Source organism: Nocardioides sp. N13(2025) (assembly GCF_051912545.1).
GTDB lineage: Bacteria > Actinomycetota > Actinomycetes > Propionibacteriales > Nocardioidaceae > Nocardioides.
Genome location: NZ_CP196809.1, coordinates 3,140,684 through 3,163,191, shown reverse-complemented (window position 1 = coordinate 3,163,191; position 22,508 = coordinate 3,140,684). Strand labels below are relative to the sequence as shown.

Here is a 22,508-nt window from a genome sequence, read left to right as displayed (position 1 = left end):
CCTTGGCGGGTGCCTGCCCGACTCAAGGTCCTGACCCCCGACCAGCTGGCTGCGGCCGCCGCGGCTCCCGACACCAAGGCCTTGGTCAAGCACTACCTCGCCGTGCTCGAGCAGCGCGCGCCCGGCCGCTCGGTCGAGGTCCGGGTGCCGCCCTTCGCCGCCGTCCAGGTGGTGCCCGGCGTGCGCCACACCCGCGGCACGCCGCCGGCCGTGGTCGAGATGGACGCCGAGACCTGGCTCGCGCTCGCGACCGGCCGGATGACGTGGCACCAGGCCATCGACGACGGCGTCGTGGTCGCGAGCGGCGAGCGCACCGACCTCTCGCCCTACCTCCCGCTGGGCGATCCGGGGGACGGGCAGTGAAGGCGGCCGTCTCGACCGCCGAGCTCGCGGAAGCGATCGGCCCCGTCGAGGGCGTCGAGGTCGTCGTGTGGAACGGCGACGGCCCGCCGCCCGCTGGCGACGTCGACCTCTGGGTGCCGCACTACGCCACCCGCGCCGACGTCATCGACCAGGCCCACCGGCTGCAGGGCCTGCGGGTGGTGCAGCTCCAGAGCGCGGGGTACGACGGGGTGCTCGGGCGGCTGCCCGACGGCATCACGCTGTGCAACGCGACCGGCGTCCACGACGACGCCACCGCCGAGCACGCCGTAGGCCTCGTCCTCGCCAGCCTGCGGGGCATCCCCGAGTCCGTGCGCCAGCACGGCCACTGGCACTCGCTGCCCGGGCGCCGCTCGCTGGCCGACTCGCGGGTGCTCGTCCTGGGCTACGGCTCGATCGGGCGGGCGCTCGCCGAGCGGCTGCTGCCGATGAAGGCCGTCGTCACCGCCGTCGCGACCCGCGAGCGCGACGACGACCTGGTCGGCCGGGTGCGCAGCATCGACGACCTGCCCGTCCTGCTGCCGGAGCAGGACGTCGTGGTCGTCCTCGTCCCGCTGAGCGACGACACCCGCGGCCTGCTCGGCGACGAGATGCTCGCGCTGCTGCCCGACGGCGCGCTCGTGGTCAACGTCGCCCGCGGGCCGGTGGTGGACACCGACGCAGTGCTGCGGCACGCCGGTCGGCTGCGGTTCGCCCTCGACGTCACCGACCCCGAGCCGCTGCCCGACGGCCACCCGCTCTGGGACGCACCCGACGTGCTCATCACGCCGCACATCGCGGGCGGCACCACCGCGATGCTGCCCCGCATCTCCGCGCTGGTCCACGACCAGCTGCGCCGCCGGGTGGCCGGCGAGCCGCTCGTCAACGTGGTCAGCGGCTGAGTCGTCCGCAGGAGTTTGCCCGGCAGGGGGTGCACGAGCGCGGCGCGGTCGGGTACGAAGGACCATGGCGACCCTCACCGACGACCAGGTCCAGCAGCTCGACCTCTGGTTCCGCGCGGCCAACTACCTCTCCGTCGGCCAGATCTACCTCCTCGACAACCCCCTCCTCGAGCGCCCGCTCGAGCGCGACGACATCAAGCCGCGGCTGCTCGGCCACTGGGGCACCACGCCCGGGCTCAACCTCGTCTGGACCCACCTCAACCGGCTGATCCGCGAGCGCGACGCCGACGCGATCATCCTGTGCGGGCCCGGCCACGGCGGACCGGCCGCGGTCGCCAACGCCTGGCTGGAGGGCACCTACTCCGAGACCTACCCCGCGATCTCCCGCGACCGCGACGGCATGTCGCGCCTGTTCCGGCAGTTCTCCTTCCCCGGCGGCATCCCCAGCCACGTCGCCCCCGAGACGCCGGGCTCGATCCACGAGGGCGGGGAGCTGGGCTACGTCCTCTCCCACGCGTACGGCGCCGCCATGGACAACCCCGACCTCCTCGTGACCGCGATCGTCGGCGACGGCGAGTTCGAGACCGGCCCGTTGGCGGCGAGCTGGCACGCCAACAAGTTCGTCGACCCGGTGCATGACGGCGCCGTCCTGCCGATCCTCAGCCTCAACGGCTGGAAGATCGCCAACCCCACCATCCCCGCGCGGATCCACCGCGACGAGCTCGAGAGCCTGCTGCGCGGCTACGGCCACCACGTGCTCACCGTCGAGGGCGACGACCCGGCCGACGTGCACCGCCAGATGGCCGCGGCGATGGACGAGGCGCACGACATGATCCGCGAGACCTGGCGCGCCGCCCGTGAGGACGGCGACGTCGAGCGACGTCCGTGGCCGATGATCCTGCTCGTCACCCCGAAGGGGTGGACCGGTCCGGCCGAGGTCGACGGCACGCCGGTCGAGGGCACGTGGCGCGCCCACCAGGTGCCGCTCGCCGGCACCCGCGAGAACGACGAGCACCGCGCGCAGCTCGAGGAGTGGATGCGGTCCTACCGTCCCGACGAGCTCTTCGACGACGACGGCAGCCCCGTGCCCGACGTGCTCGCGCAGGCCCCGGCCGGCCACCGGCGTACGACGGCCAACCCGCACGCCAACGGCGGCCTGCTCAAGCGACCCCTGCGCCTGCCTGACTGGCGTGCGTCCGCGGTCGAGGTCGAGCGACCCGGGGCCTCCATCCACGAGCCGACCCGGGTGCTGGGGCAGTACCTCGTCGACGTGGTGCGCGACAACGCCACCAACTTCCGGATCTTCGGTCCCGACGAGACCGCCTCCAACCGGCTCGACGCCGTCTACGAGGTCACCGACAAGGTGTGGGCGGGCGAGCTCAGCGACCTCGACGAGCACCTCGCCCGGTCGGGCCGGGTGGTCGAGATCCTCTCCGAGCACACCTGCCAGGGCTGGCTCGAGGGCTACCTCCTCACCGGACGGCACGGCCTCTTCAGCTGCTACGAGGCCTTCATCCACCTCGTCGACTCGATGCTCAACCAGCACGCGAAGTGGCTCAAGACGACCCGCGAGATCGAGTGGCGGCCGCGCATCGCCAGCCTCAACTACCTGCTGACCTCGCACGTGTGGCGCCAGGACCACAACGGCTTCTCCCACCAGGACCCCGGCTTCATCGACCACGTCGTCAACAAGAGCGCCGAGGTCGTGCGGGTCTACCTGCCGCCGGACGCCAACACCCTGCTGTCCACGATGGCCCACTGCTTCGAGAGCGAGCACTACGTCAACGTCGTGGTCTCCGGCAAGCAGCCCAGCTTCGACTGGCTCGATGCGGAGCAGGCCGACCTGCACTGCGCCCGGGGCCTCGGCATCTGGGACTGGGCGTCCAACGACGACGGCGACCCGGACGTCGTGCTCGCGGCAGCCGGCGACGTACCCACGCTGGAGGCCCTGGCCGCGGTGTCGCTGCTGCGCGAGCACCTGCCGGAGCTGAGGATCCGGTTCGTCAACGTGGTCGACCTGATGCGCCTGCAGGACGAGCACGAGCACCCGCACGGCATGAGCACCAGCGACTTCGACACCGTCTTCACCACCGACAAGCCGGTGATCTTCGCCTACCACGGCTATCCGTGGCTGATCCACCGGCTGACCTACCGCCACACCGACCACGACAACATCCACGTGCGCGGCTACAAGGAGGAGGGCACCACGACCACGCCCTTCGACATGGTGATGATGAACGACACCGACCGCTACCACCTGGTCATGGACGTCATCGACCGGGTGCCGGGGCTCGCCTCCCGCGCGGCCGGGGTGCGCCAGCTGATGGTCGACACCCGCCGGCGCGCGCGCCAGTGGACCCGCACCCACGGCGACGACCTGCCCGAGGTCCGTGACTGGCGGTGGGACGTCCAGGCCGACCCCGAGCGCGGCGAGTCGCCGTCGACGACCGCCGACGCGGACACCGGGGCGGACAACCTCTAGCAGCGGACGGCTAGCCTCCGCCCATGCACGTGAGCTCCTTGGGATTCCGTACGGACCTGGCCCTGCTGACCGCCTCCGGCAGCGTCGTGGAGGACAGGGGTACGCACCTGGTGGTGCGCTCGCCCGACAACCCGTCCTACTTCTGGGGCAACTTCATCCTCCTCGCCCGGCCCCCGGTGCCCGGCGGCGAGCGTGAGGTGGTGGGCGCCTTCCACACCGAGTTCCCGTTGGCCGACCACGTGAGCATCGGCATCGACACCGCCGACCTGCCCGACGAGTCGCGCGCGGCGTTCGAGGCCGCAGGCATGACGGTCGACGACGCGACCGTGCTCACCGCGTCCTCGCTGCACGCACCGCGAGAGGTGGAGGCCGAGCTGCGGCAGCTCGACAGCGACGACGACTGGGAGGCCCGGGCCCGGCTGAGCCAGCAGCTCTACCCGGAGACCCCCGAGGAGAGGTTCATGGCGTTCGCGCGCCAGAAGAACGCCCAGGAGCGACGCCTCGTCGACGCCGGCCGCGGCCGGCGCTTCGGGGCGTACGTCGACGACGAGCTCGTCTCGACCGCCGGGATCTTCGTGACCGAGGACGGCGTCGCCCGCTTCCAGAGCGTCGAGACCCACCCCGAGCACCGTCGCAAGGGCCTGGCCGCTGCCGTGGTGCACGCGGCCGGGCAGCACGCGCTCGACCAGCTCGGCACCCGCACCCTCGTGATCGTCGCCGACACCGACGGCGACGCGATCGGGGTCTACCGCCGGCTCGGGTTCGAGGACGCCGAGCACCAGCTGATGCTGGAGAAGCGCACCGGGGACTGGGCCCAGACCTCCGACCGCTGATCCGGGCGAGACCTGCCTCCCGCTGCTGGAGGCCCCTGGTGGCGCACATGTGACGGTTGACACGTGGGGAAGGTGCATGTCACCCTCACTTGTACGTACAGGTTGTACGGACAAGACTTCCGAGGTGAACCACCCCATGACTGACACCACCACCACTGAGCGCGAGATCGCTCCGCTCTACCAGCTGATGAACCGCATCCCCGGCGGCCTCATGCTCATCCCGCTGGTCATCGGCTCGCTGCTGGGCACCTACGCCCTGGGCTTCCTCGAGATGGGCTCGTTCACCACGGCCCTCTTCCAGCAGAGCGCGCTTCCTCTCATCGCGCTGCTCATCTTCGCCACCGGCACGCAGGTGACCCTCAAGACCAGCGGCCCCGTCGCCGCGACCGCCGGTGTCGTGCTGCTCTGCAAGAGCATCATCCCGGCCACGATCGTGATCCTGCTCGGCCAGGTCGTGGGCATCGACGGTGTGCTCGGCGTCTCGATCCTCGCCCTGCTGGTGGCGGTCGACAACAGCAACGGCGGCCTCTGGCTCGCCTTCACCGGCCGCTACGGCGACAAGCGCGACCGCGGCGCCTACATCGCCTCGGCGCTCAACGACGGCCCGTTCTTCTCGATGCTCTTCCTCGGCGCCTCCGGCCTCGCCGACATCCCTGTCAGTGCGATGGTCGCGGCGGTGATCCCGTTCCTCCTCGGCATGCTCGTCGGCAACCTGAACCCGCACTGGCGCGAGATCCTGCGCCCGACCCCCGCCATCGTGATCCCGTTCTTCGCCCTGGCGCTCGGCACCGGCATCGACCTCAACAACATCGTCAAGGGTGGCCTGAGCGGCCTTGTGGTGGGCGTCATCGTCGCGCCGATCACAGGCTTCTTCGTCTACCTCGGCTACCGCTTCCTGCTCCGCCGCGGCTACCGCTCCGGCATCGGCTTCGCAGCCGGCACGACCGCAGGCAACGCGATCGCCACGCCCGCCATCATCGGCCTGGCCGACCCGACCTTCGCCCCGTACGTCGAGACCGCCACCGCGCAGGTCGCGGCCTCCGTCCTGGTGACGGCCGTGATGGCACCGCTCATCGCCTCCGTCGTCCTGAAGAAGGAGGGTGGCTTGCTCACCGAGGAGGAGATCGAGCGCATCGACGAGATGGACCTCGGCGTCAAGGAACCACAGCTGTGAGGGTTCTCGTCCTCGCTGACGACCTGACCGGGGCGGGCGACACCGTGGTGTCGTTCGCCCGGTCGGGCTGGTCGTCGCTGTTGTCCCTCAGCGGCGGTTGGCGGCGGGAGCCGGACGAGGAGACAGTCGCGGTCACCCTCGACAGCCGCCGCGACCCGCGGGCCGGCCAGGTCACCGCGCGGGCTGCCGGCGACCTCGATCCCGAGCTGCTCTACCTCAAGATCGACTCCACCGTGCGCGGCAGCGTGGCCGACCAGGTGCGTGGCGCCGTCGCCGGTCGCCGTCGCTCGAGGCCCGGCGCGTACGCCGTGCTGTGCCCGGCATATCCCGCGATGGGCCGGACGGTCGAGGACGGCCACGTGCTCGTCCACGGCGTGCCCGTCCACCTGAGCGCCGCCGGCGACGACCCGGTCACCCCGGTGACCCAGTCCGACCTGCGCGCACTCGTGCCCGGCGCCGCCCTTGCCGTCGGCGACGACCTCGCCGCCGCGATGCGCGAGGCGTCGCTCCACAGCGACGTCGTCGTGACCGACGCCCGCGACCAGGCCGACCTCGACCGCATCGCCGCCGCTGTAGCGGAGATCGGTCCTGACGCCATCCCGGTCGGATCGGCGGGCCTCGCGGTCGCGCTCGCCCGCGTGTGGCGTACGACAGCGCGGGGTGCGCCACGCACGGTCGACGTACCCGCCGGCAGCCGCAGCCTGGTCGTCGTCTCCTCGTTGCACCCGGTCGCCCGCGAACAGGTCGCCGACCTCGAGGCGCGGGCCGACCAGCTGGCCGTGGACATCCTCGTCACCGACCCCGAGCGAGTCGACGGGGCGGCCGAGCAGCGGGCGCGCACCATCGGTGCGGAAGCGGCGAGGGCGCTGGCCGGACAGAAGCATGGCCTGCTCGTCCTGGTCGGCGGCGACGGCGCCGCGCAGACCCTGCTCGCCCTCGGCGCCACCGGCATCCGGGTGGTCGACGCGCCCGTCGAGGGCGTACCACTCGGCACACTCGTCGGCGGTCCCCACGACGGCCTCCCGGTCGCCACGAAGGCCGGCGGCTTCGGCGACGCCCACACCCTCTCCCAACTGATCGGCGTCGTGCACGGCGCCCAAGGAGCACCCTCATGAGCACCCTCCCCGTCCTCGGCATCACCCTCGGCGACGTCGCCGGCATCGGGCCAGAGACGACCCTGCGCACCCTCCTCGAGCACCCCGACCTCCGCGACGAGTGCGTTCCCGTGGTCGTCGGCGACGCGGGTGCGCTTCGCCGCGTCGCGCCGATGATCGGCATCGACCCCGCCGTCGTCGTGACGATCGACCACCCCTCGGCCGCCACCAACGACCCCGGCCTCGTCGAGGTGTTCCAGGTCGGTGAGCCGATGGAGGAGGTGCCGCTCGGGGAGCTGAGCGCCGTCGCGGGCGACGGGTCGTACCGCTTCGTCGTCGCCGCCTGCGACCTCGCCAAGGAGGGCGCCATCGACGGCATCGTCACCGCGCCGCTCAACAAGGCCGCGATGCACGCCGGTGGCCACAAGTACCCCGGTCACACCGAGCTCCTCGCCGAGCAGTTCGGGGTGGACAACTTCTCGCTCGTGCTGTCCGCGGGAGACCTCTACTTCTTCCACCTCACCACCCACGTGTCGCTGACCCAAGCCATCGCCGACGTCACTCCCGAGCGGACCGACGACGTGCTCGACCTGGTCCACGCGTTCTCACGTGCGATGGGCAAGCCCGAGACGCCGGTCGGCGTGGCAGGCCTGAACCCGCACGCCGGCGAGAACCGTCTCTTCGGCGACGAGGACGCCGACGTCCTGGAGCCTGCCGTGGCACGCGCCCGCGAGCGCGGCATCGACGCCCACGGACCGTTGCCGGCCGATGCCCTGATCCCGCAGGCCGTGCGCGGCAAGTGGGAGCTGGTAGTGGTCTGCTACCACGACCAGGGGCACGCCCCGTTCAAGGCCGTCTACGGCGACGACGGCGTGAACATCACCGTCGGGCTGCCGGTCGTCCGGGTCTCGGTCGACCATGGCACCGCCTTCGACATCGCCGGCAAGGGCATCGCCCGCGAGGCCAGCCTCGTGCTCGCCGCCCGCCGCGCGGCGGCGCTCGCGCCGGGCTGGGACGCGGTCTGGAAGACCGCCCAGCGGGTCGGCGTCTGACGTGACGGCGACGCTCATGGCCGCGCCCCTAGAGTTGCGGCCGTGAGTGAGCGCTCGACCCCCCTGCACGCCCAGGTCGAGCGCGCCCTTCGGGAGCGGCTCGACAGCCGCGACCTCCGGCCCGGCGACCTCTTTCCGAGTGAGTCGGCGCTCCAGAAGGAGTTCGACGTCTCCCGCTCGGTCGTACGCCAGGCGCTCGCCACGCTCGAGGCCGAGGGCCTGATCCGCAAGGTCCGAGGGAAGGGTTCGGTGGTCGCCGAGCACCGTGAGGTGCATCGTGACGTACGGCGCTCAGGTCTCCGGCTCGAGGCGGATTTCGACGGAGGGGTGTCCACGGTCGTGGACGCGTACGACGTGGTGTCGCGCCCGGACCACCTCGTCTCCATACCGGGCGACCGCGTCCTCCAGCTCGGGAGGGTGCGCTCGGTGGGCGGCGTGGTGCTCAGCTACATCCGCACCTGGCTGCCGGTCGACGTCGCCGACGTCATCTCGCGGGAGGACCTCGCCGATGCCTCGCTGCACCAGCTCCTCGCCGACCGGATGGGCCGGCACGTAGTGGGCGGGCGCAACCAGGTGCGCGCAGTCCCGGCGACGACGTCGTTGGCCGAGCGACTTGGCGTCGCCGTCGGCGCCCCCCTGCTCCTGCTCGAGGGTCGCAGCGTAGATGTGGACGGTGCCGCGCTGGAGGAATTCTCCACGTGGCACCGTGGTGACCTGGCCGCGTTCGACGTCGATGCGGTGCCTCCGTCCGCCCGGGACGAGGCGTCCGGAGAGCGGATCGAGCGGCTCGCCCGAACCGCGCGCGAGCTGCTCGCGGAGCTCGAGACGCTCCGCTGACAGTCGATGGCTCCCCGGCCTCGCCCACCACGGGCGATGCTCCTAGGGTGACGCCCATGACTGTCGACATCACCGCTCGCCTCGCCGAGGTCATGCCCGGCATCCGCCGCGACCTCGAGGACCTGGTCCGCATCCAGTCGGTGTCCGCCGACCCGGCCCGCGCCGGGGAGGTCGAGCGGAGCGCCGAGGCCACGCGCGACCTGTTCGCCGCCGAGGGCTTCGAGTGCGAGATCGTCCGGGCGTACGACGGTGCGCCGCCGGCCGTGATCGCCAAGAAGGCCGGACCCGAGGGCGCCCCGACCGTCCTGCTCTACGCCCACCACGACGTCCAGCCGGAGAACGACCACGCCGACTGGGACTCCCCGCCGTGGGAGCCCACCTCACGAGAAGATGCGCGTGGTGACCTCCGTCTGTACGCGCGTGGCGCGGCCGACGACAAGGCCGGCATCGCCGCCCACCTCGGCGCGGTGCGGATCTTCGGCGACGACCTGCCGGTCAACCTGGTGATGTTCATCGAGGGCGAGGAGGAGGTCGGCTCCGACACCCTCGTCGAGCTGCTCAACGCCTACAAGGACCGCCTCGAGGCGGACGTCATCGTCATCGCCGACTCCGGCAACTGGGACATCGGCGAGCCGGCCCTCACCACGTCGCTGCGCGGCCTCGTGCGGATGGACGTCGAGGTCCGGACGCTCACGCACGCCGTGCACAGCGGCATGTGGGGCGGCCTGGTGCCCGACTCGATCATGACCCTGAGCCGGGTCATCGCGTCGCTGAACGACGACGCCGGCAACGTCGCCGTCGAGGGCCTGCACTCCGGCCCCGCCGCCGACGTGGAGTACCCCGAGGCCCGCCTCCGCGCCGAGTCCGGCGCCGCCGAGGGCATCGAGTGGATCGGGTCCGGGTCGGTCGTCGAACGCCTCTGGACCAAGCCGTCGATCAGCATCACCGGCTTCGACGCCCCCAAGGTCGAGGGCGCCTCCAACACCCTCGTCCCGGCCGCCCGCTGCCGGATCAGCATGCGCATCGCGCCCGGCGACACCACGGCCAACGCCGTGACGTGCCTGCAGGCCCACCTCGAGAAGCACACGCCGTGGGGCGCCACGCTCACGGCGACGGTCGTCGACACCGGCGAGGCGACGCAGATCGACGCCAGCGGTCCGGCGTACGACGCCGCGCGTGCCGCCTTCGCCGAAGCCTGGGACGGCACCGCGCCCGTCGACATGGGCGTCGGCGGCTCGATCCCCTTCATCGCCGAGTTCCTCGAGGCCTTCCCGCAGGCCAGCGTCCTGGTCACCGGCGTGGAGGACCCCGACACCCGCGCCCACGGCGCCAACGAGGGCCTGCACCTCGCGGAGTTCGAGAAGGTCGTCAAGGCAGAGGCCCTGCTGCTCCGCAACCTCGGCGACCTGCCCCGCTGATCCATCACGCACCGCTCGCGCGGGTGAGGACGACCCTTCGGAGCCGCCGGTAGCCTCGCGGCATGGCGACCTTCCGTGCCCGCGACCGCTCCTCGGCGGTGCTCCGCTCCCCGCGCTCCGAGGTGTGGGCCGCCCTGACCGACGCCGACCTGATCGCCAAGATCACGCCCTACGTCACCTCGATCGACGTCGAGGGCGACCGGTGGCGGTGGCGGATGGGCACCATCCCGGTGCTGGGGATCTCCGTGGCGCCGCACTTCACCGAGGTGATGGAGCTGCGGCCGGAGGAGCGGATCGACTTCCGCCACGACCCCGCGCGGACCGAGGAGATGACGGCGGTCGAGGGCACCTACCTCCTGAAGGACCACGACGGCGGCGGCACCGACGTGAGCATCGACCTGCAGATCTCGACCCACCTGCCGCTGCCCGGCCTGGCCAGGCCGGCGGTCGAGCGGGTCATGGCGGGGGTGGTGAAGCACATGGGCACGGTGTTCTCGCGCAACCTCCTCAAGCACCTGGGTAAAGCGTGAGGGTCCTCGTCCTGGGCGCCACCGGCTACGTCGGCTCGCGCCTCGTGCCCCACCTGCTCGAGCACGGACACGAGGTCGTCGCGGCCTCGTCCTCCGCGCCGGACCCGGAGCGGTTCGGCTGGGACGAGCGCGTCCGCGCGATCCGCTGCGACGTCACCGACGAGACGGCGGTGACGGAGGCCGTCGACGGCGTCGACGCGGTCGTCTACCTCGTCCACTCCCTCGCCCGCACCGACTTCACCGACCGCGACCGGATCGGCGCCGAGGTGGTGGCGGCCGCCGTGGCCGCCAGTGGCGTACGCCGTCTCGTCTACCTCTCCGGCCTGGTGCCGGGCGTGCCCGAAGCCGAGCTCTCGGCCCACATCGCCTCGCGCCTCGAGGTGGAGCGGATCCTGCTCGGGGCCACCGAGGACGCGGTCGCCCTCCGGGCGGGCGTCGTGCTCGGCGCCGGCTCGACGTCGTTCGAGATCATCCGGCAGATCGCCACCCTCTTCGTCGTGCAGCCGGTGCCGCTCTGGATGCGCAGCTCCGTGCAGCCGGTGGCGGTCTCCGACGTCCTGCGCGCGATCCGGGAGGGCCTCGAGGTCGAGTCGCTGCGCGGCGCCGTCGACATCGGCGGGCCCGACGTCCTCGCCTACCCCGACCTGATGCAGGCCTGCGGCCGCGGTGCCGGGCTGACCCGGCTGCGGGTGCCGGCGTTCGTCGCGCCGAGCGGGCTCGTCGGACTGGCCACCGCGCTGTCCACGACGGCGCCGTTCCACACCGTCACCGCGCTCATCGAGTCGCTGCGCCACGACATGGTCTGCCGCCCGGGCGCCACGTGGGTGCCGCGCACCGGCGGCCCCCTGGTCGGGGTGGAGGAGGCGGTGCGCCGCGCCACCGACCCGTCGTACGGCGGGCCGGAGGCCGCGCTCCCCTCGGACCCGACCTGGACTCGGCCCCACCCCTTGCTCGACGCCGTACCCCTCCCGGCGTCCACCCGCGCCGTCGCCCGGCTCGCCCTCCACCGGGCGGGCCAGCTCCTCGACACCTGAGGACGCCACGGACGGGAACGGGTCGGTTCCACGTCCGCCACGTCCTCAGGTATCGGTGGGCGGCGCCGGTGCGGCGATGGCGCCGGACGGCCGTAGACTGCAGGTCGTGCCCTACCAGACGAGCATGCGGAAGGGCGGCGACGGCCGTCTGACCACGGCAATCGACCCCCACGACCAGGGCCCCCAGGACGCGTGCGGCGTCTTCGGCGTCTGGGCCCCCGGCGAGGACGTCGCCAAGCTGACCTACTTCGGGCTCTACGCGCTGCAGCACCGCGGCCAGGAGTCCGCGGGCATCGCGGTCAGCAACGGGCGCCAGATCCTGGTCTACAAGGACATGGGCCTGGTCTCGCAGGTGTTCGACGAGTCGACGCTCGACTCGCTCAAGGGTCACCTGGCGATCGGCCACTCCCGCTACTCCACGACCGGCGCCTCGACGTGGCAGAACGCGCAGCCGACCTTCCGCCCCACCGGCGACGGGTCCATCGCGCTAGGCCACAACGGCAACCTGATCAACACCCACGAGCTGCGCGAGCTGGTCACCCAGCTGCCCGGCCCGGCCGGCGAGCTCGACATCAAGGGCGTCGAGGGCGCGACCAACGACACGAGCCTGGTCACCGCCCTGCTCGCGCACCATCCCGACACCACCCTCGAGCAGCGGGCCCTCGAGGTGCTCCCGCAGCTGCGCGGGGCGTACTGCTTCGTCTGGATGAACGAGAACACGCTGTACGCCGCCCGCGACCCGCAGGGCATCCGCCCGCTCGTCCTCGGTCGCCTCGACCGCGGCTGGGTGGTCGCCAGCGAGGACGCCGCCCTCGCCACCATCGGCGCCAGCGTGGTCCGCGAGGTCGAGCCCGGCGAGATGCTCGTCATCGACGAGAACGGCCTGCGCTCCCACAAGTTCGCGAAGCCCGAGCCCAAGGGCTGCGTCTTCGAGTACGTCTACCTCGCCCGTCCCGACGCCACCATCAGCGGCCGCAACGTCCACGAGGCGCGCGTCGAGATGGGCCGCCGGCTCGCCCGCGAGTTCCCGGTCGAGGCCGACCTGGTGATGCCGGTGCCCGAGTCGGGCACGCCCGCGGCGTCCGGGTACGCCGCCGAGTCCGGCATCCCGTTCGGCCAGGGCTTCGTCAAGAACGCCTACGTCGGACGCACGTTCATCCAGCCCAGCCAGACGCTGCGCCAGCTCGGCATCCGGCTCAAGCTCAACGCGCTCGAGCACATGATCCGCGGCAAGCGCATCGTCGTGGTCGACGACTCGATCGTGCGCGGCAACACCCAGCGTGCGCAGGTGCGGATGCTCCGCGAGGCCGGCGCCCTCGAGGTGCATGTGCGGATCTCGAGCCCGCCGGTGAAGTGGCCCTGCTTCTACGGCATCGACTTCGCGACCCGCGCCGAGCTGATCGCCAACGGGCTGGACGTCGACGAGATCGCCGCCAGCGTCGGAGCCGACAGCCTGGGCTACATCTCCCTCGAGGGGATGATCGAGGCGACCGGCCAGACCGCCGACCGCCTGTGCCAGGCCTGCTTCACCGGTCAGTACCCGATCGAGCTGCCCGACGAGAGCCTGCTCGGCAAGCACCTGCTCGAGGCGACGCTGCAGTCGCCGACGATGGGCCGCGCGCTGCCGGTCCTCAACAACCCCTGATCCGCACGCCGCCACCGTCGTACGAACCGAGGAGCTCCGTGTCCGACCAGCAGCCCACCGAATCCGCTTCCGGGGCCTATGCCGCAGCCGGGGTCTCGATCGAGGCGGCCGACCGCGCGATCGACCTGATGAAGGGGTGGGTCGAGAAGGCCCGCCGGCCCGAGATGATCGGCGGCCTGGGCGGCTTCGCCGGCCTCTTCGACGCCTCTGCGCTGACCCGCTACGAGCGTCCGCTGCTCGCGACCTCCACCGACGGCGTCGGCACCAAGGTCGCGATCGCGCAGATGATGGACGTGCACGACACGATCGGGTTCGACCTGGTCGGCATGGTCGTCGACGACCTCGTCGTCTGCGGCGCCGAGCCGCTCTTCATGACCGACTACATCGCCTGCGGCCGCGTGGTGCCCGAGCGCATCGCCGCCATCGTCAAGGGCATCGCCGAGGCCTGCGTGGTGGCCGGCTGCGCGCTGATCGGCGGCGAGACCGCCGAGCACCCCGGGCTGCTCGACCCCGACGACTACGACGTCGCCGGCGCCACCACCGGCGTGGTGGAGGCCAGCAAGCTGCTCGGCCCCGGTCGCGTCCGTCCCGGCGACGTGGTCATCGCGATGGAGGCCAGCGGACTGCACTCCAACGGCTACTCGCTGGTGCGCCACGTGCTTCTCAACCAGGCCGGGTGGACCGTGGACCGCCACGTCGACGACTTCGGCCGCACGCTCGGTGAGGAGCTGCTCGAGCCGACCCGCATCTACGCCAAGGCCTGCCTCGACCTCGCCGACCGGACCGAGACCCATGCCATGTCGCACGTGACCGGCGGCGGCCTGGCGGCCAACCTCGAGCGCGTGCTCCCGGAGGAGCTGTCGGTGCGCATCGACCGCTCGACGTGGACGCCGCAGCCGGTCTTCGACGTCGTACGCCGTGTGGGTGACGTGCCGCAGGCCGACCTCGAGGCGACCCTCAACTGCGGCGTCGGCATGGTGTCGCTCACGGCGCCCGAGTCGGTCGACACCGCCATCGCCGTCCTGGCCGGTCACGGCATCCGGGCCTGGGTGGCCGGCGAGGCCCGCGCCGACGCCGAGCACGGCGGTCGGGTCCTGCTGGAGGGCCAGCACCCCGGCTGGTGAGCCCGATTTCGGGAACGGGCGACGAAAAGGCGTGCCTTGGTGTGCGGGAACACCCACCGCTCAGGTAGCGTTGTCCTCACGATATGTGACCGATCAGACCGGGCGCGTCGAGGACTCCTCGAAAGCCCCGGCCAAGTGTGCGAGGGGGTCGACCCTATGGGGCGCGGCCGAGCTAAGGCGAAGCAGACCAAGGTCGCACGCGACCTGAAGTACCGGACTCACGAGACGGACTTCGGCGCGTTGGCGAAGGAGCTGCACGGTGAAGAGCATCACCCGACGAGTGATGTCGAGCCGGACGAGGACGAGTGGGCGGACTATGCCGACCCGCGTCGTCGCGCAGACTGACTGATCGCACCTGATCACGCACCCGGCCACCGGGTGCGCGGGCCTACGAGCGCGCCCTGAACGCCGAGCGGGCACTGCCTCGCGCTGAGATGCAGCGACCGGGCAGTTCCTCGCGCTGGTAGCGCGAGGAACCGCCCGGTCGGCGTGCTGTAGCGCGAGGAAGTGCCCGGTCAGCTGAGGTAGATGCCGCGCAGGCGGCCGACCTCGCGCATCCGGCGCTCGGCCAGGCGGTCGGCGGCCTCCGCGGTGGTGACCCCGTCGGCCTTGGCGAGCTCGAAGACCTTGCGGGTGGTGTCGAAGATGCCGGTGGCGCGCTGCTCGGCGCGCTCGAAGGAGAAGCCCTCGAGCTCGTCGGCGACCTGGATGACGCCGCCGGAGTTCACGCAGTAGTCGGGCGCGTAGAGGATGCCGCGCTCGTCGAGCTTCTTCTCGATGCCGGGGTGGGCGAGCTGGTTGTTGGCCGCGCCGCAGACGATGCGGGCGGACAGGGTCTCGACGACCTCGTCGGTGAGCGCGCCGCCGAGGGCGCACGGGGCGTAGACGTCGAGCTCGCTCGCGACCAGCTCGTCGGTCGAGCCGACGGCCTGCACCTGGGGGTACTCCGCGCGGATCGCCTCGACCGAGGGGGCGTACACGTCGGTGACGACCACCGTGGCACCGTCCTCGATGAGGTGGCGTACGAGGTGGCGTCCCACCTTGCCCACGCCGGCGACGCCGACGGTGCGGCCGGCCAGCGTCGGCTCGCCCCACACCTGCTCGGCGGCGGCACGCATGCCCTGGAAGGTGCCGAACGCGGTCAGCACCGAGCTGTCGCCGGCGCCGCCGTGCGCGACGGTGCGGCCGGTGACGAAGTCGCACTCGCGGGCGACGTGGTCCATGTCCTCGGAGAACGTGCCCACGTCGCAGGCGGTGAAGTAGCGGCCGTCGAGCGACTGCACGAAGCGGCCGTAGGCGCGCAGCAGCGCCTCGGTCTTGAGGGTCGCCGGGTCGCCGATGATGACGGCCTTGCCGCCGCCGAGGTCGAGGCCGGCGAGGGCGTTCTTGTAGGACATGCCGCGGGAGAGGTTGAGCACGTCGACGATCGCGTCGTCGGTGCTGGCGTAGGGGTAGAACCGCGTCCCACCGAGGGCCGGGCCGAGTGCCGTGGAGTGGATCGCGATGATGGCCTTGAGGCCGGTCGCGCGGTCATTGCAGAACACGACCTGCTCGTGCTCGCTGCCGAGCTCGAAGACGTCGACTCCCGAACTGGCCGTTCCTGACGGGGAGAGGGGTCCAGACATGCTGTGGTCCTTTTCTGGTGGGTGCGGCCGCGGGGTGTGCGGGCCTGGTCAGCGCGGTCGAGGGGTGGTGACCGCCGTCACCCTCAGCGTAGTCCGGCGAGATCACGCGTCCCGCATCAGGACCAGGTCGCCGTGGGTGCCGTAGCCGAGCAGCGCGCCGCCGGCCCGTCGCCCGTTGAAGGTCGCCATCAGCCACGTCCCGTCGACGTGCGCGAGTGACGGCCAGGGCAGGTTGGTCGGGTAGGGCGCGTCCAGCAGTCCGAGGTCCTGCATCCCGAGGTCGAAGACCGGGAAGCGCGCCCGCTGGTCCCGCTGCGAGTCGCGCCCGTCGCTGGCCAGCACCACCATCCGGCCGTCGACCTCCAGCAGCGTCGTGCCCTCGGTCGAGCGGCGGTCGGTGGCCGCGCCGAGGAGCCGCAGGTCGTCGAGGGACTTCCCGGCGGCGAGGGCGGGGTGGAAGTCGAAGAAGCGTCGCGCGCTGACGAAGCCGACCAGCCACTCCCCGTCGCGCCGGACGAGGTGCGGGTCCCACGTGGCGATCGAGGCGAGGCCGTCGGTCGGCAGCGGCAGCTCGCGGGTGTCGAGGACGTGGGTGCCGCGCAGCAGGTCGGCGTCGGTCTCGGCGAGGGTGACCCGCAACCCCGCCGGCGTACGACGTCCCGCGCGCGTCCGCGGCGCCTCGAAGTCGCCCCACGTGCTGGTCGTCGCCAGCCATCCCGCGTCCGTGCGGACCAGGTGGGTGGCGTGGTCGCCGAAGACCCCCGGCCGGTCCGGGCGGCGGAAGAAGAGGTCGGCGGTGTGGGCGAGCTCCAGGCTGGCCGGGTCGAGGCGCCACACGCTGGTGTGCGCGGTGTCGAAGAAGCCCGGTCCGGCAGAGGTCGCCGTCAGCCAGAGTCCGTCCCCGGTGTGCAGCGGACGTCCGTCCTCCTCGGTGACGAACCGGACGTCGCGCAGGCCGAGCTGGCCGAACCCACCGGCGCCACCGCCCCACGTCGGCAGTTCGATCTGGAGGCCGGCGAGCGCCGCCTCGTCGCGGGTGTCGACGACCTCGCGCAGGTCGTGCCGTGCCCGGGCGACCCACTGGCCGGCCTCGCGCGTCCACGCCGTCACGTGCGTCCCGGTCAGGGACAGTCCCAGCTCGGTCGGGTCGAGGGCCCGGTGGAAGCGCCGGCTCCGCAGCTCGCGCGTGCCGTGCCCGTGGGTGATCGTCAGGGACACCGAGCCGTCGTCCAGCGACGCCCCGATGCGGTGCCCGGCCAGGTGGAGGGCGAGCCAGGAGCGCTTGCGCACCTGCGCGGTCGCGGCGACGTACGGCGCCACTGCCGGGATCGGCACGATCCCGCCGGTCGACCTCTCGATCCGCTGGAAGCCTGGCGCGACGAGGTCGACCGGGCGGATGCGTCGCACGATCTCGAGGCGGGGGAGCACCGCCCCATCCTGCCGGAGCGCTCAGTCGGCCAGCAGGTAGCCCAGGCCGACGGCGGCAGCCACCTTGCCGCCCGCCACGCCGACGTGCGACCTGCCCTCCCAGACGACTGCCTTGCCCTGGGGGATGCCGGCGGCGGTCCGTTCGAAGAGGTCGCGGCTGTAGAAGCCGTCGGCGGTCCCGCCCAGCACCAGCGTCGGCGCGGTGACGCGGTCGAGGTGCGGCTCGGCGTCGAGCTCGTCCTCCGCGGCGATCGTGACGAGCATGTCGCTCTGGTCCGACGGCGTGAACTGCCCCATCACCCACCCGGCCGGTCGGGTCAACGGGCGCAGCCGGGGAGGGGTGCCGGCGGCCATCATGGCCGCGGTCGCGGCGCGGGTGTCGCCGGCGGCGGTGAGCCGGGCGACCTCGGCCATCACCTGCCGGCCGCCGGGGGAGAGCCGGCACGCGGCCGCGACGAGCACCAGGCGGCGTACGAGCCCGGGCCGGTCCACGGCGAGCTGCAGCGCCACCGAGCCGCCCGTGGAGGTGCCGTGCAGCAGGACGGGCTCACCGAGGTCGACCTCGATGGCGGTCGCGTAGTCGTCGGCCAGCTCGTGCATGGACGTCCCCTCCGTCAGGCCGGGGCGCCGGTTCGCGAGGTAGACGGTGAAGTGCTCGGCGTACGGCGCCGCCCAGGCAAGCGAGAACCGGCGGGCCGCGCCCGTCGGGTTGGCGTGCTTCGTCGTGAGCCCGGCAGCGACGAGGAGGGCCGGCCCCTGGCCGGTCCTCAGGTAGGGCACCCCGCTGGAGAAGGTGCCCTCGATGACGTCGGGCACGCCTCCACGGTAGGCGCTGCGGGAGCGGCCGTCCGAGCGGACCAGACCGGACCACGCAGAAGGGCCCCGGTCGGGACGTGACCGGGGCCCTTCTGTGCTTGTGGGCAGGGGCGGGGTCGAACCGCCGACCTATCACTTTTCAGGCGATCGCTCGTACCAACTGAGCTACCTGCCCAAGCGGGACGAGAATACATGAGCCCGCAGGCGAGGGGGGAATCGGCTCGGCTCACGCACCGCGCGGCTCGTGCGCCGGCAGCTCGACCCAGAACGACGACCCCACGCCGGGCGTGGACTCGCCGCGCACCGCGCCGCCGTCGCGCTCGGCGATCGTGCGCGAGATCGACAGCCCGAGCCCGCTGCCCTTCGTCCTCGGCGCCGCGAACCGGACGAACGGCTCGAAGACGTGCGCGAGCTGCTCCTCCGACAGCCCGGGGCCGTCGTCGCGCACGATGATCCGCACCATCTCCTGTCCGCTCTCCCCGAGCAGGGGTGCGGTCGAGATGTGCACCGTGCCGCCGCCCGGGCGGTGGTGGGCGATGGCGTTGCCGACCAGGCTGGTGAGGACCTGTCGTACGCCGGACGCGTGGGCCCAGACGGTCGTCCCGGGGTCGGTGACGACGATCATGTCGACCCCCGCGGTCTGTGCCGGCGTGCGGTGCCAGTGCACGACGTCGGCGACCGCGTCGGCCACCACGACGTCGCGGCGCTGGTCGTCGTCGGACATGGTGCGGCCCGCGCCGAGGAGGCTGTCGACGATCCCGAGCAGCTGCTCGCCGGCGCGCAGGATCGCCGGCCCGTCGCGGAGCACCGCGGCCGTCACCGGGCCGTCCGAGCCCTCGGCTGCGCCGGGGGAGGCGTGCTGGGCCTCGTCGAGGATCACCTCGGTGTAGCCGAGGATCGCCGCCAGGGGCGTACGCAGCTCGTGCCCGACCGCGCCGTAGAACTGCTGGTAGGCCTTCTGCGCCTCCGCGCCCGCCTCGAGAGCCTCGGCGAGGGCGCGACGGGAGCGCTCGAGGGTGAGCCTCGAGACGAGGGCGCCAGTGAGGAGTCGGAAGTCTCGAAGGAGCTGCTCGGGCCAGTCCCCAGAGTCGAGGCTGACGAGGGAGAGGCTGCCGAACATCTCGCCCTGGAAGCTGAACGGCGAGGCGACCAGGCTCCGGACACCTGTGCGGGCGAGCTCGTCGAGGTCCTGTGAGGCCTCTTCTGGGAGCAGGTTTCGATCTGTGAGCGCCACAATTTGGGTCCTGGCGATCCGTGACACCCAGGGCATGGTCAACGCCTCTTCGGGGCCCGCGCCTGGTGCGGGCATGAAGAATCGCGTGGAGCCCGGCCGTGTCCACTCCCGGACCCAGGCCCGCCCGCCGAGCGGCGTCCATCCCACCTCGTCTTGGGGGGTGAAGCTGGTGAGCACCACAGCGACGACCTCGACCCGCGGCTCGGACAGGAAGTGCTCGGCCATGAGGGCGATCGATACGTCAAGGCTGGCCTCACCCTCAAGGATCAATGCCGCCAGACGAGCGGCCCTGGGGGACACCGGCCCTTCGGCCGAGGTGTCCTGCAGGGCGGGATGGTCGATCACCTGGCCGGCTCCCTTCCGTCGGAGATCGTGAAACGGCACGGTAGCGGGGCGATGCCACGGCTCTGGTCGACGGTCACCCTCTCGCTCAACGAGAGGTCAAGGGACAGGCCCCACTCGGCCAGCCGGGTGAGGACGGCCATGCCGAGGTGGCGGCCCGGGCACGCGTGTGGGCCGGCGCCGAAGGGAAGCCATGCCCCGGGGCGCTGCGTGTCGTCCTGCCACCGACCAGGGTCGAAGCCGGGCACTCCGGCCGGGTCCCCGGGCACGAGGTCGGGCTGGCGTCCGAGGAGGAGCGGACTGACCAGCACGACGTCACCGGCCGGCACGCGCTGGCCGCCGAGGTCCATCTCCCGCGTGGTGATGCGGGCGGTGATCCACGTGGGCGGCGTCAGGCGCAGGGTCTCCCAGACCACGTGGACGGGGTCGAGCTCCGCCGTCGGCTGGCTGGCGAGCCACGCGAGCAACCACGAGCCGGCGGCGATCGGCACCTGGATCCCGGCGGCGAGCAGTGTGGCGGTCAGCTGGGGTGGGACGTCGAGGTCGGGCGTGGCGGCCAAGGCGGCGTAGAGCGCCACCCGCGCGTCTCGCTCGGTGCGTCGGATGCGGCTCCACCGGCGGGGCGGGCGTCGCGCGGCGATCACCGGGGCGAGGGCGTCGATCCAGTCGAGCACCAGGTCGGCGACGAGGTCACGCTGTTCGAGGTCGAGCGAGGGCAGCACCGCCGAGGTCGTGGAGCGTGCGACGGGACGGCGCAGCAGCACCATGGCGTCGTACGGCTCGTGCGGGGAGGAGCGATCGTGCGTCGACAGTGCGGCCTCCCACTCGGTGGTGAAGACCGCAACGCCGCGCCACACTTGGTCGGGCTGGACCGGCTGGAAGGTGACATGCCCTGAGCGGGTGTCGCCCCGGCTGCCGGACAGGTCCCCGCTGCGGGTGACGTCGCCGGGGAAGTCGAACCCGGACACGTCGGTCAGGACTTGGCGGGCGAGGCCGGGAGTCGTGGTCAGCCACGGGCCGTGCGGACCGAGGGCGACCACGCCAGACCGGGGGGACGAGAGAACAGCGCCGAGCCGGCCGCCGGCCGACTCGACGCTGTCCATCTGCATCACGGGACGAGCATCAATCCGCGCGTCCCCGACGGGTCAGTTGCCGCCGCCGGAGCCCGGGCGCCACACGTAGAACGACTGGGTCTGCTCGGCGGCACGCTTGGCCTGGATGCGGGTGCGGATGCGATTCATCATGGGGATCTCCAAGGGGGTTGGTTGGATGCACGCCGGGGAGACGTGCGGGTGACTCCACCCGCGGGACCAGTACCCCAGAAAGCATTCAGGGCAGGGTTCAGGCCTCGGTCTCGAGCAGTGTCTCCTCAATCAGATCAGTCAATTGCTGAATCCGCAGCGGCTTCTGCATGACTGTGACCACACCGAGCTCTTGGAGGACCGCCCGGTGCTCGCCCGCCCACGCGCTGATCACGACGATCCGCATGGCGGGAGCGACGTCGGGATGGGCCCGGATCCAGCGCACGACGTCGACGCCGTTCATGCGCGGCATGGTGAGGTCGAGCAGCATCACGTCGAACGACTCTCGCTCGAGGACCTCGACTGCTTCCTGCCCGTCGGCGGCGGTGGTGGCGAGGTGTCCCGCCCGCTCCACGAGGCGGCAGAAGACGTCACGAATGTCCTCGTTGTCATCGACGACGAGGAAGCGCAGCGTCCGAGCCTCACTGTCCACACGTGAAGGTTAGTCAAACCTGGTGAAGGTTGGGTGCAGTCTCGGATCCGACGCGCCCGAAACCGCCCAGGACGTGGGTTGGGAGCGCGGCCGTTGCTGGCCCTATGCTGGGCGTCGCTCGAGCGGGTCCGTCCCACGCGAGCTGGCCCCCATCGTCTAGCGGCCCAGGACCCCGCCCTTTCACGGCGGTAGCGCCGGTTCGAATCCGGTTGGGGGTGCGACCCGGTCCAGGGTTGCCGCCGATTGGTGGTCTCCGAAGACCATGGGTTAGAGTTCCACCGCTTCGCAAGGAGCAAACGAATGGCCCCGTAGCGCAGTTGGTTAGCGCGCCGCCCTGTCACGGCGGAGGCCGCGGGTTCGAGTCCCGTCGGGGTCGCCATCGCATGGCCGAACAGGGTGAGCCACCAGGCTCACCCTGTTCGTCATTTCCGGGGCCGTCCCTCTGCACCGGGCTGTTACGCCCGCCTCCCTACGCTGGGGCCATGCCCATCGACCTCGACCCACTGGCGTTCGACGCGATGGTGGAGCGGGCCCTCGACGGCCTGCCCGACGACCTGGCCCGTCTCGTCGACAACGTCGTCGTGCTCGTCGAGCCCGACGCGCCGGCCGACGACCCGGACCTGCTCGGTCTCTACGACGGCCTCGCCCTGACCGAGCGCCCGGCCAACCATGCCGGCATGCTGCCCGACCGCATCCTGCTCTTCCGCGGCCCGCTCCTCGACATGGCCGACACCGAGGAGGAGCTCGAGGAGGAGGTGCGGATCACCGTGGTGCACGAGGTGGCGCACCACTTCGGGCTCGACGACGCCCGCCTGCACGAACTCGGGTGGGGTTAGCGCGGGCC

The 22,508-nt window shown here is 72.1% G+C and carries 21 protein-coding genes and 3 tRNA genes; 17 read left to right on the top strand and 7 right to left on the bottom strand.

The genetic code is table 11. From position 1 onward, the window contains the following. The first annotated feature begins 9 nt into the window (after positions 1-9). The 14 genes from ACS3YM_RS15375 (at position 10) to ACS3YM_RS15310 (ending at position 14,830) form a co-directional block, all read left to right on the top strand. Positions 10-363 (top strand): sterol carrier family protein, encoded by a 354-nt coding sequence (locus ACS3YM_RS15375; RefSeq protein ID WP_439937300.1) that lies wholly within the window; start codon positions 10-12, stop codon positions 361-363. After that, the gene (locus ACS3YM_RS15370) at positions 360-1,262 is read left to right on the top strand and encodes a 2-hydroxyacid dehydrogenase (RefSeq protein ID WP_439937299.1); all 903 of its coding nucleotides are present in this window, start codon (positions 360-362) and stop codon (positions 1,260-1,262) included. Before ACS3YM_RS15375 ends, ACS3YM_RS15370 begins: the two co-directional genes overlap by 4 nt. Before the next feature lie 64 nt (positions 1,263-1,326). Further along, positions 1,327-3,744: a phosphoketolase family protein gene (locus ACS3YM_RS15365; RefSeq protein ID WP_439937298.1), complete on the top strand. Its 2,418-nt coding sequence runs from the start codon at positions 1,327-1,329 to the stop codon at positions 3,742-3,744. Between the two features lie 23 nt (positions 3,745-3,767). Next, entirely contained in the window at positions 3,768-4,577 is an 810-nt protein-coding gene (locus tag ACS3YM_RS15360) for a GNAT family N-acetyltransferase (protein ID WP_439937297.1), read from the top strand. 136 nt (positions 4,578-4,713) lie between these two features. After that, on the top strand, positions 4,714-5,751 hold the full coding sequence (locus ACS3YM_RS15355) for a 2-keto-3-deoxygluconate permease (RefSeq protein ID WP_439937296.1): 1,038 nt from the start codon (positions 4,714-4,716) through the stop codon (positions 5,749-5,751). Further along, positions 5,748-6,866 carry a four-carbon acid sugar kinase family protein gene (locus ACS3YM_RS15350; RefSeq protein ID WP_439937295.1) on the top strand — a complete coding sequence of 373 codons (1,119 nt, stop codon included), beginning with the start codon at positions 5,748-5,750 and terminating at the stop codon, positions 6,864-6,866. The genes ACS3YM_RS15355 and ACS3YM_RS15350 overlap by 4 nt, the downstream gene beginning before the upstream one ends. Beyond that, a complete protein-coding gene (gene pdxA / locus ACS3YM_RS15345; protein ID WP_439937294.1) occupies positions 6,863-7,897 on the top strand; it encodes a 4-hydroxythreonine-4-phosphate dehydrogenase PdxA in 1,035 nt (344 codons plus the stop codon). Before ACS3YM_RS15350 ends, pdxA begins: the two co-directional genes overlap by 4 nt. A gap of 42 nt (positions 7,898-7,939) precedes the next feature. Then, the gene (locus tag ACS3YM_RS15340; protein ID WP_439937293.1) at positions 7,940-8,734 is read left to right on the top strand and encodes a GntR family transcriptional regulator; all 795 of its coding nucleotides are present in this window, start codon (positions 7,940-7,942) and stop codon (positions 8,732-8,734) included. A gap of 56 nt (positions 8,735-8,790) precedes the next feature. Further along, positions 8,791-10,152 carry a dipeptidase gene (locus tag ACS3YM_RS15335; RefSeq protein WP_439937292.1) on the top strand — a complete coding sequence of 454 codons (1,362 nt, stop codon included), beginning with the start codon at positions 8,791-8,793 and terminating at the stop codon, positions 10,150-10,152. A gap of 62 nt (positions 10,153-10,214) precedes the next feature. Continuing rightward, entirely contained in the window at positions 10,215-10,682 is a 468-nt protein-coding gene (locus ACS3YM_RS15330; protein ID WP_439937291.1) for an SRPBCC family protein, read from the top strand. Continuing rightward, positions 10,679-11,716: an NAD(P)H-binding protein gene (locus tag ACS3YM_RS15325; protein ID WP_439937290.1), complete on the top strand. Its 1,038-nt coding sequence runs from the start codon at positions 10,679-10,681 to the stop codon at positions 11,714-11,716. Before ACS3YM_RS15330 ends, ACS3YM_RS15325 begins: the two co-directional genes overlap by 4 nt. A 124-nt stretch (positions 11,717-11,840) precedes the next feature. Beyond that, positions 11,841-13,361: an amidophosphoribosyltransferase gene (purF, locus tag ACS3YM_RS15320; RefSeq protein ID WP_439939905.1), complete on the top strand. Its 1,521-nt coding sequence runs from the start codon at positions 11,841-11,843 to the stop codon at positions 13,359-13,361. 38 nt (positions 13,362-13,399) lie between these two features. Next, entirely contained in the window at positions 13,400-14,485 is a 1,086-nt protein-coding gene (gene purM, locus ACS3YM_RS15315; protein WP_439937289.1) for a phosphoribosylformylglycinamidine cyclo-ligase, read from the top strand. Between the two features lie 156 nt (positions 14,486-14,641). Beyond that, positions 14,642-14,830, top strand: coding sequence for a DUF3073 domain-containing protein (locus ACS3YM_RS15310; RefSeq protein WP_439937288.1), 189 nt, complete (start codon positions 14,642-14,644; stop codon positions 14,828-14,830). Positions 14,831-15,000: 170 nt separating this feature from the next. On the opposite strand, the gene ACS3YM_RS15305 is transcribed toward ACS3YM_RS15310, so the two are convergent. The 7 genes from ACS3YM_RS15305 to ACS3YM_RS15275 all read right to left on the bottom strand — a co-directional run bounded on the left by ACS3YM_RS15305 (position 15,001) and on the right by ACS3YM_RS15275 (position 21,664). Next, positions 15,001-16,110: a Glu/Leu/Phe/Val family dehydrogenase gene (locus tag ACS3YM_RS15305; RefSeq protein ID WP_439937287.1), complete on the bottom strand. Its 1,110-nt coding sequence runs from the start codon at positions 16,108-16,110 to the stop codon at positions 15,001-15,003. A 102-nt stretch (positions 16,111-16,212) separates the two neighbouring features. Continuing rightward, positions 16,213-17,538, bottom strand: a complete 1,326-nt coding sequence (locus tag ACS3YM_RS15300) for a hypothetical protein (RefSeq protein WP_439937286.1) — start codon at positions 17,536-17,538, stop codon at positions 16,213-16,215. A 21-nt stretch (positions 17,539-17,559) separates the two neighbouring features. Next, entirely contained in the window at positions 17,560-18,354 is a 795-nt protein-coding gene (locus ACS3YM_RS15295; protein WP_439937285.1) for an alpha/beta fold hydrolase, read from the bottom strand. Positions 18,355-18,455: 101 nt separating this feature from the next. Next, positions 18,456-18,529, bottom strand: a tRNA-Phe gene (locus tag ACS3YM_RS15290). Positions 18,530-18,580: 51 nt separating this feature from the next. Beyond that, on the bottom strand, positions 18,581-19,813 hold the full coding sequence (locus ACS3YM_RS15285; RefSeq protein ID WP_439937283.1) for a sensor histidine kinase: 1,233 nt from the start codon (positions 19,811-19,813) through the stop codon (positions 18,581-18,583). A gap of 116 nt (positions 19,814-19,929) precedes the next feature. Then, positions 19,930-21,039, bottom strand: a complete 1,110-nt coding sequence (locus ACS3YM_RS15280; protein ID WP_439939904.1) for a cytochrome P450 — start codon at positions 21,037-21,039, stop codon at positions 19,930-19,932. Positions 21,040-21,271: 232 nt separating this feature from the next. Continuing rightward, positions 21,272-21,664 carry a response regulator gene (locus ACS3YM_RS15275; RefSeq protein ID WP_439937282.1) on the bottom strand — a complete coding sequence of 131 codons (393 nt, stop codon included), beginning with the start codon at positions 21,662-21,664 and terminating at the stop codon, positions 21,272-21,274. 145 nt (positions 21,665-21,809) lie between these two features. On the opposite strand from ACS3YM_RS15275, the gene ACS3YM_RS15270 reads away from it, so the two are divergent. The 3 genes from ACS3YM_RS15270 to ACS3YM_RS15260 all read left to right on the top strand — a co-directional run bounded on the left by ACS3YM_RS15270 (position 21,810) and on the right by ACS3YM_RS15260 (position 22,500). Beyond that, positions 21,810-21,882, top strand: a tRNA-Glu gene (locus tag ACS3YM_RS15270). A gap of 84 nt (positions 21,883-21,966) precedes the next feature. After that, positions 21,967-22,043: transfer RNA gene (locus ACS3YM_RS15265), tRNA-Asp, on the top strand. A 103-nt stretch (positions 22,044-22,146) separates the two neighbouring features. Beyond that, a complete protein-coding gene (locus ACS3YM_RS15260) occupies positions 22,147-22,500 on the top strand; it encodes a metallopeptidase family protein (protein WP_439937281.1) in 354 nt (117 codons plus the stop codon). The last annotated feature ends 8 nt before the right edge of the window (positions 22,501-22,508 follow it).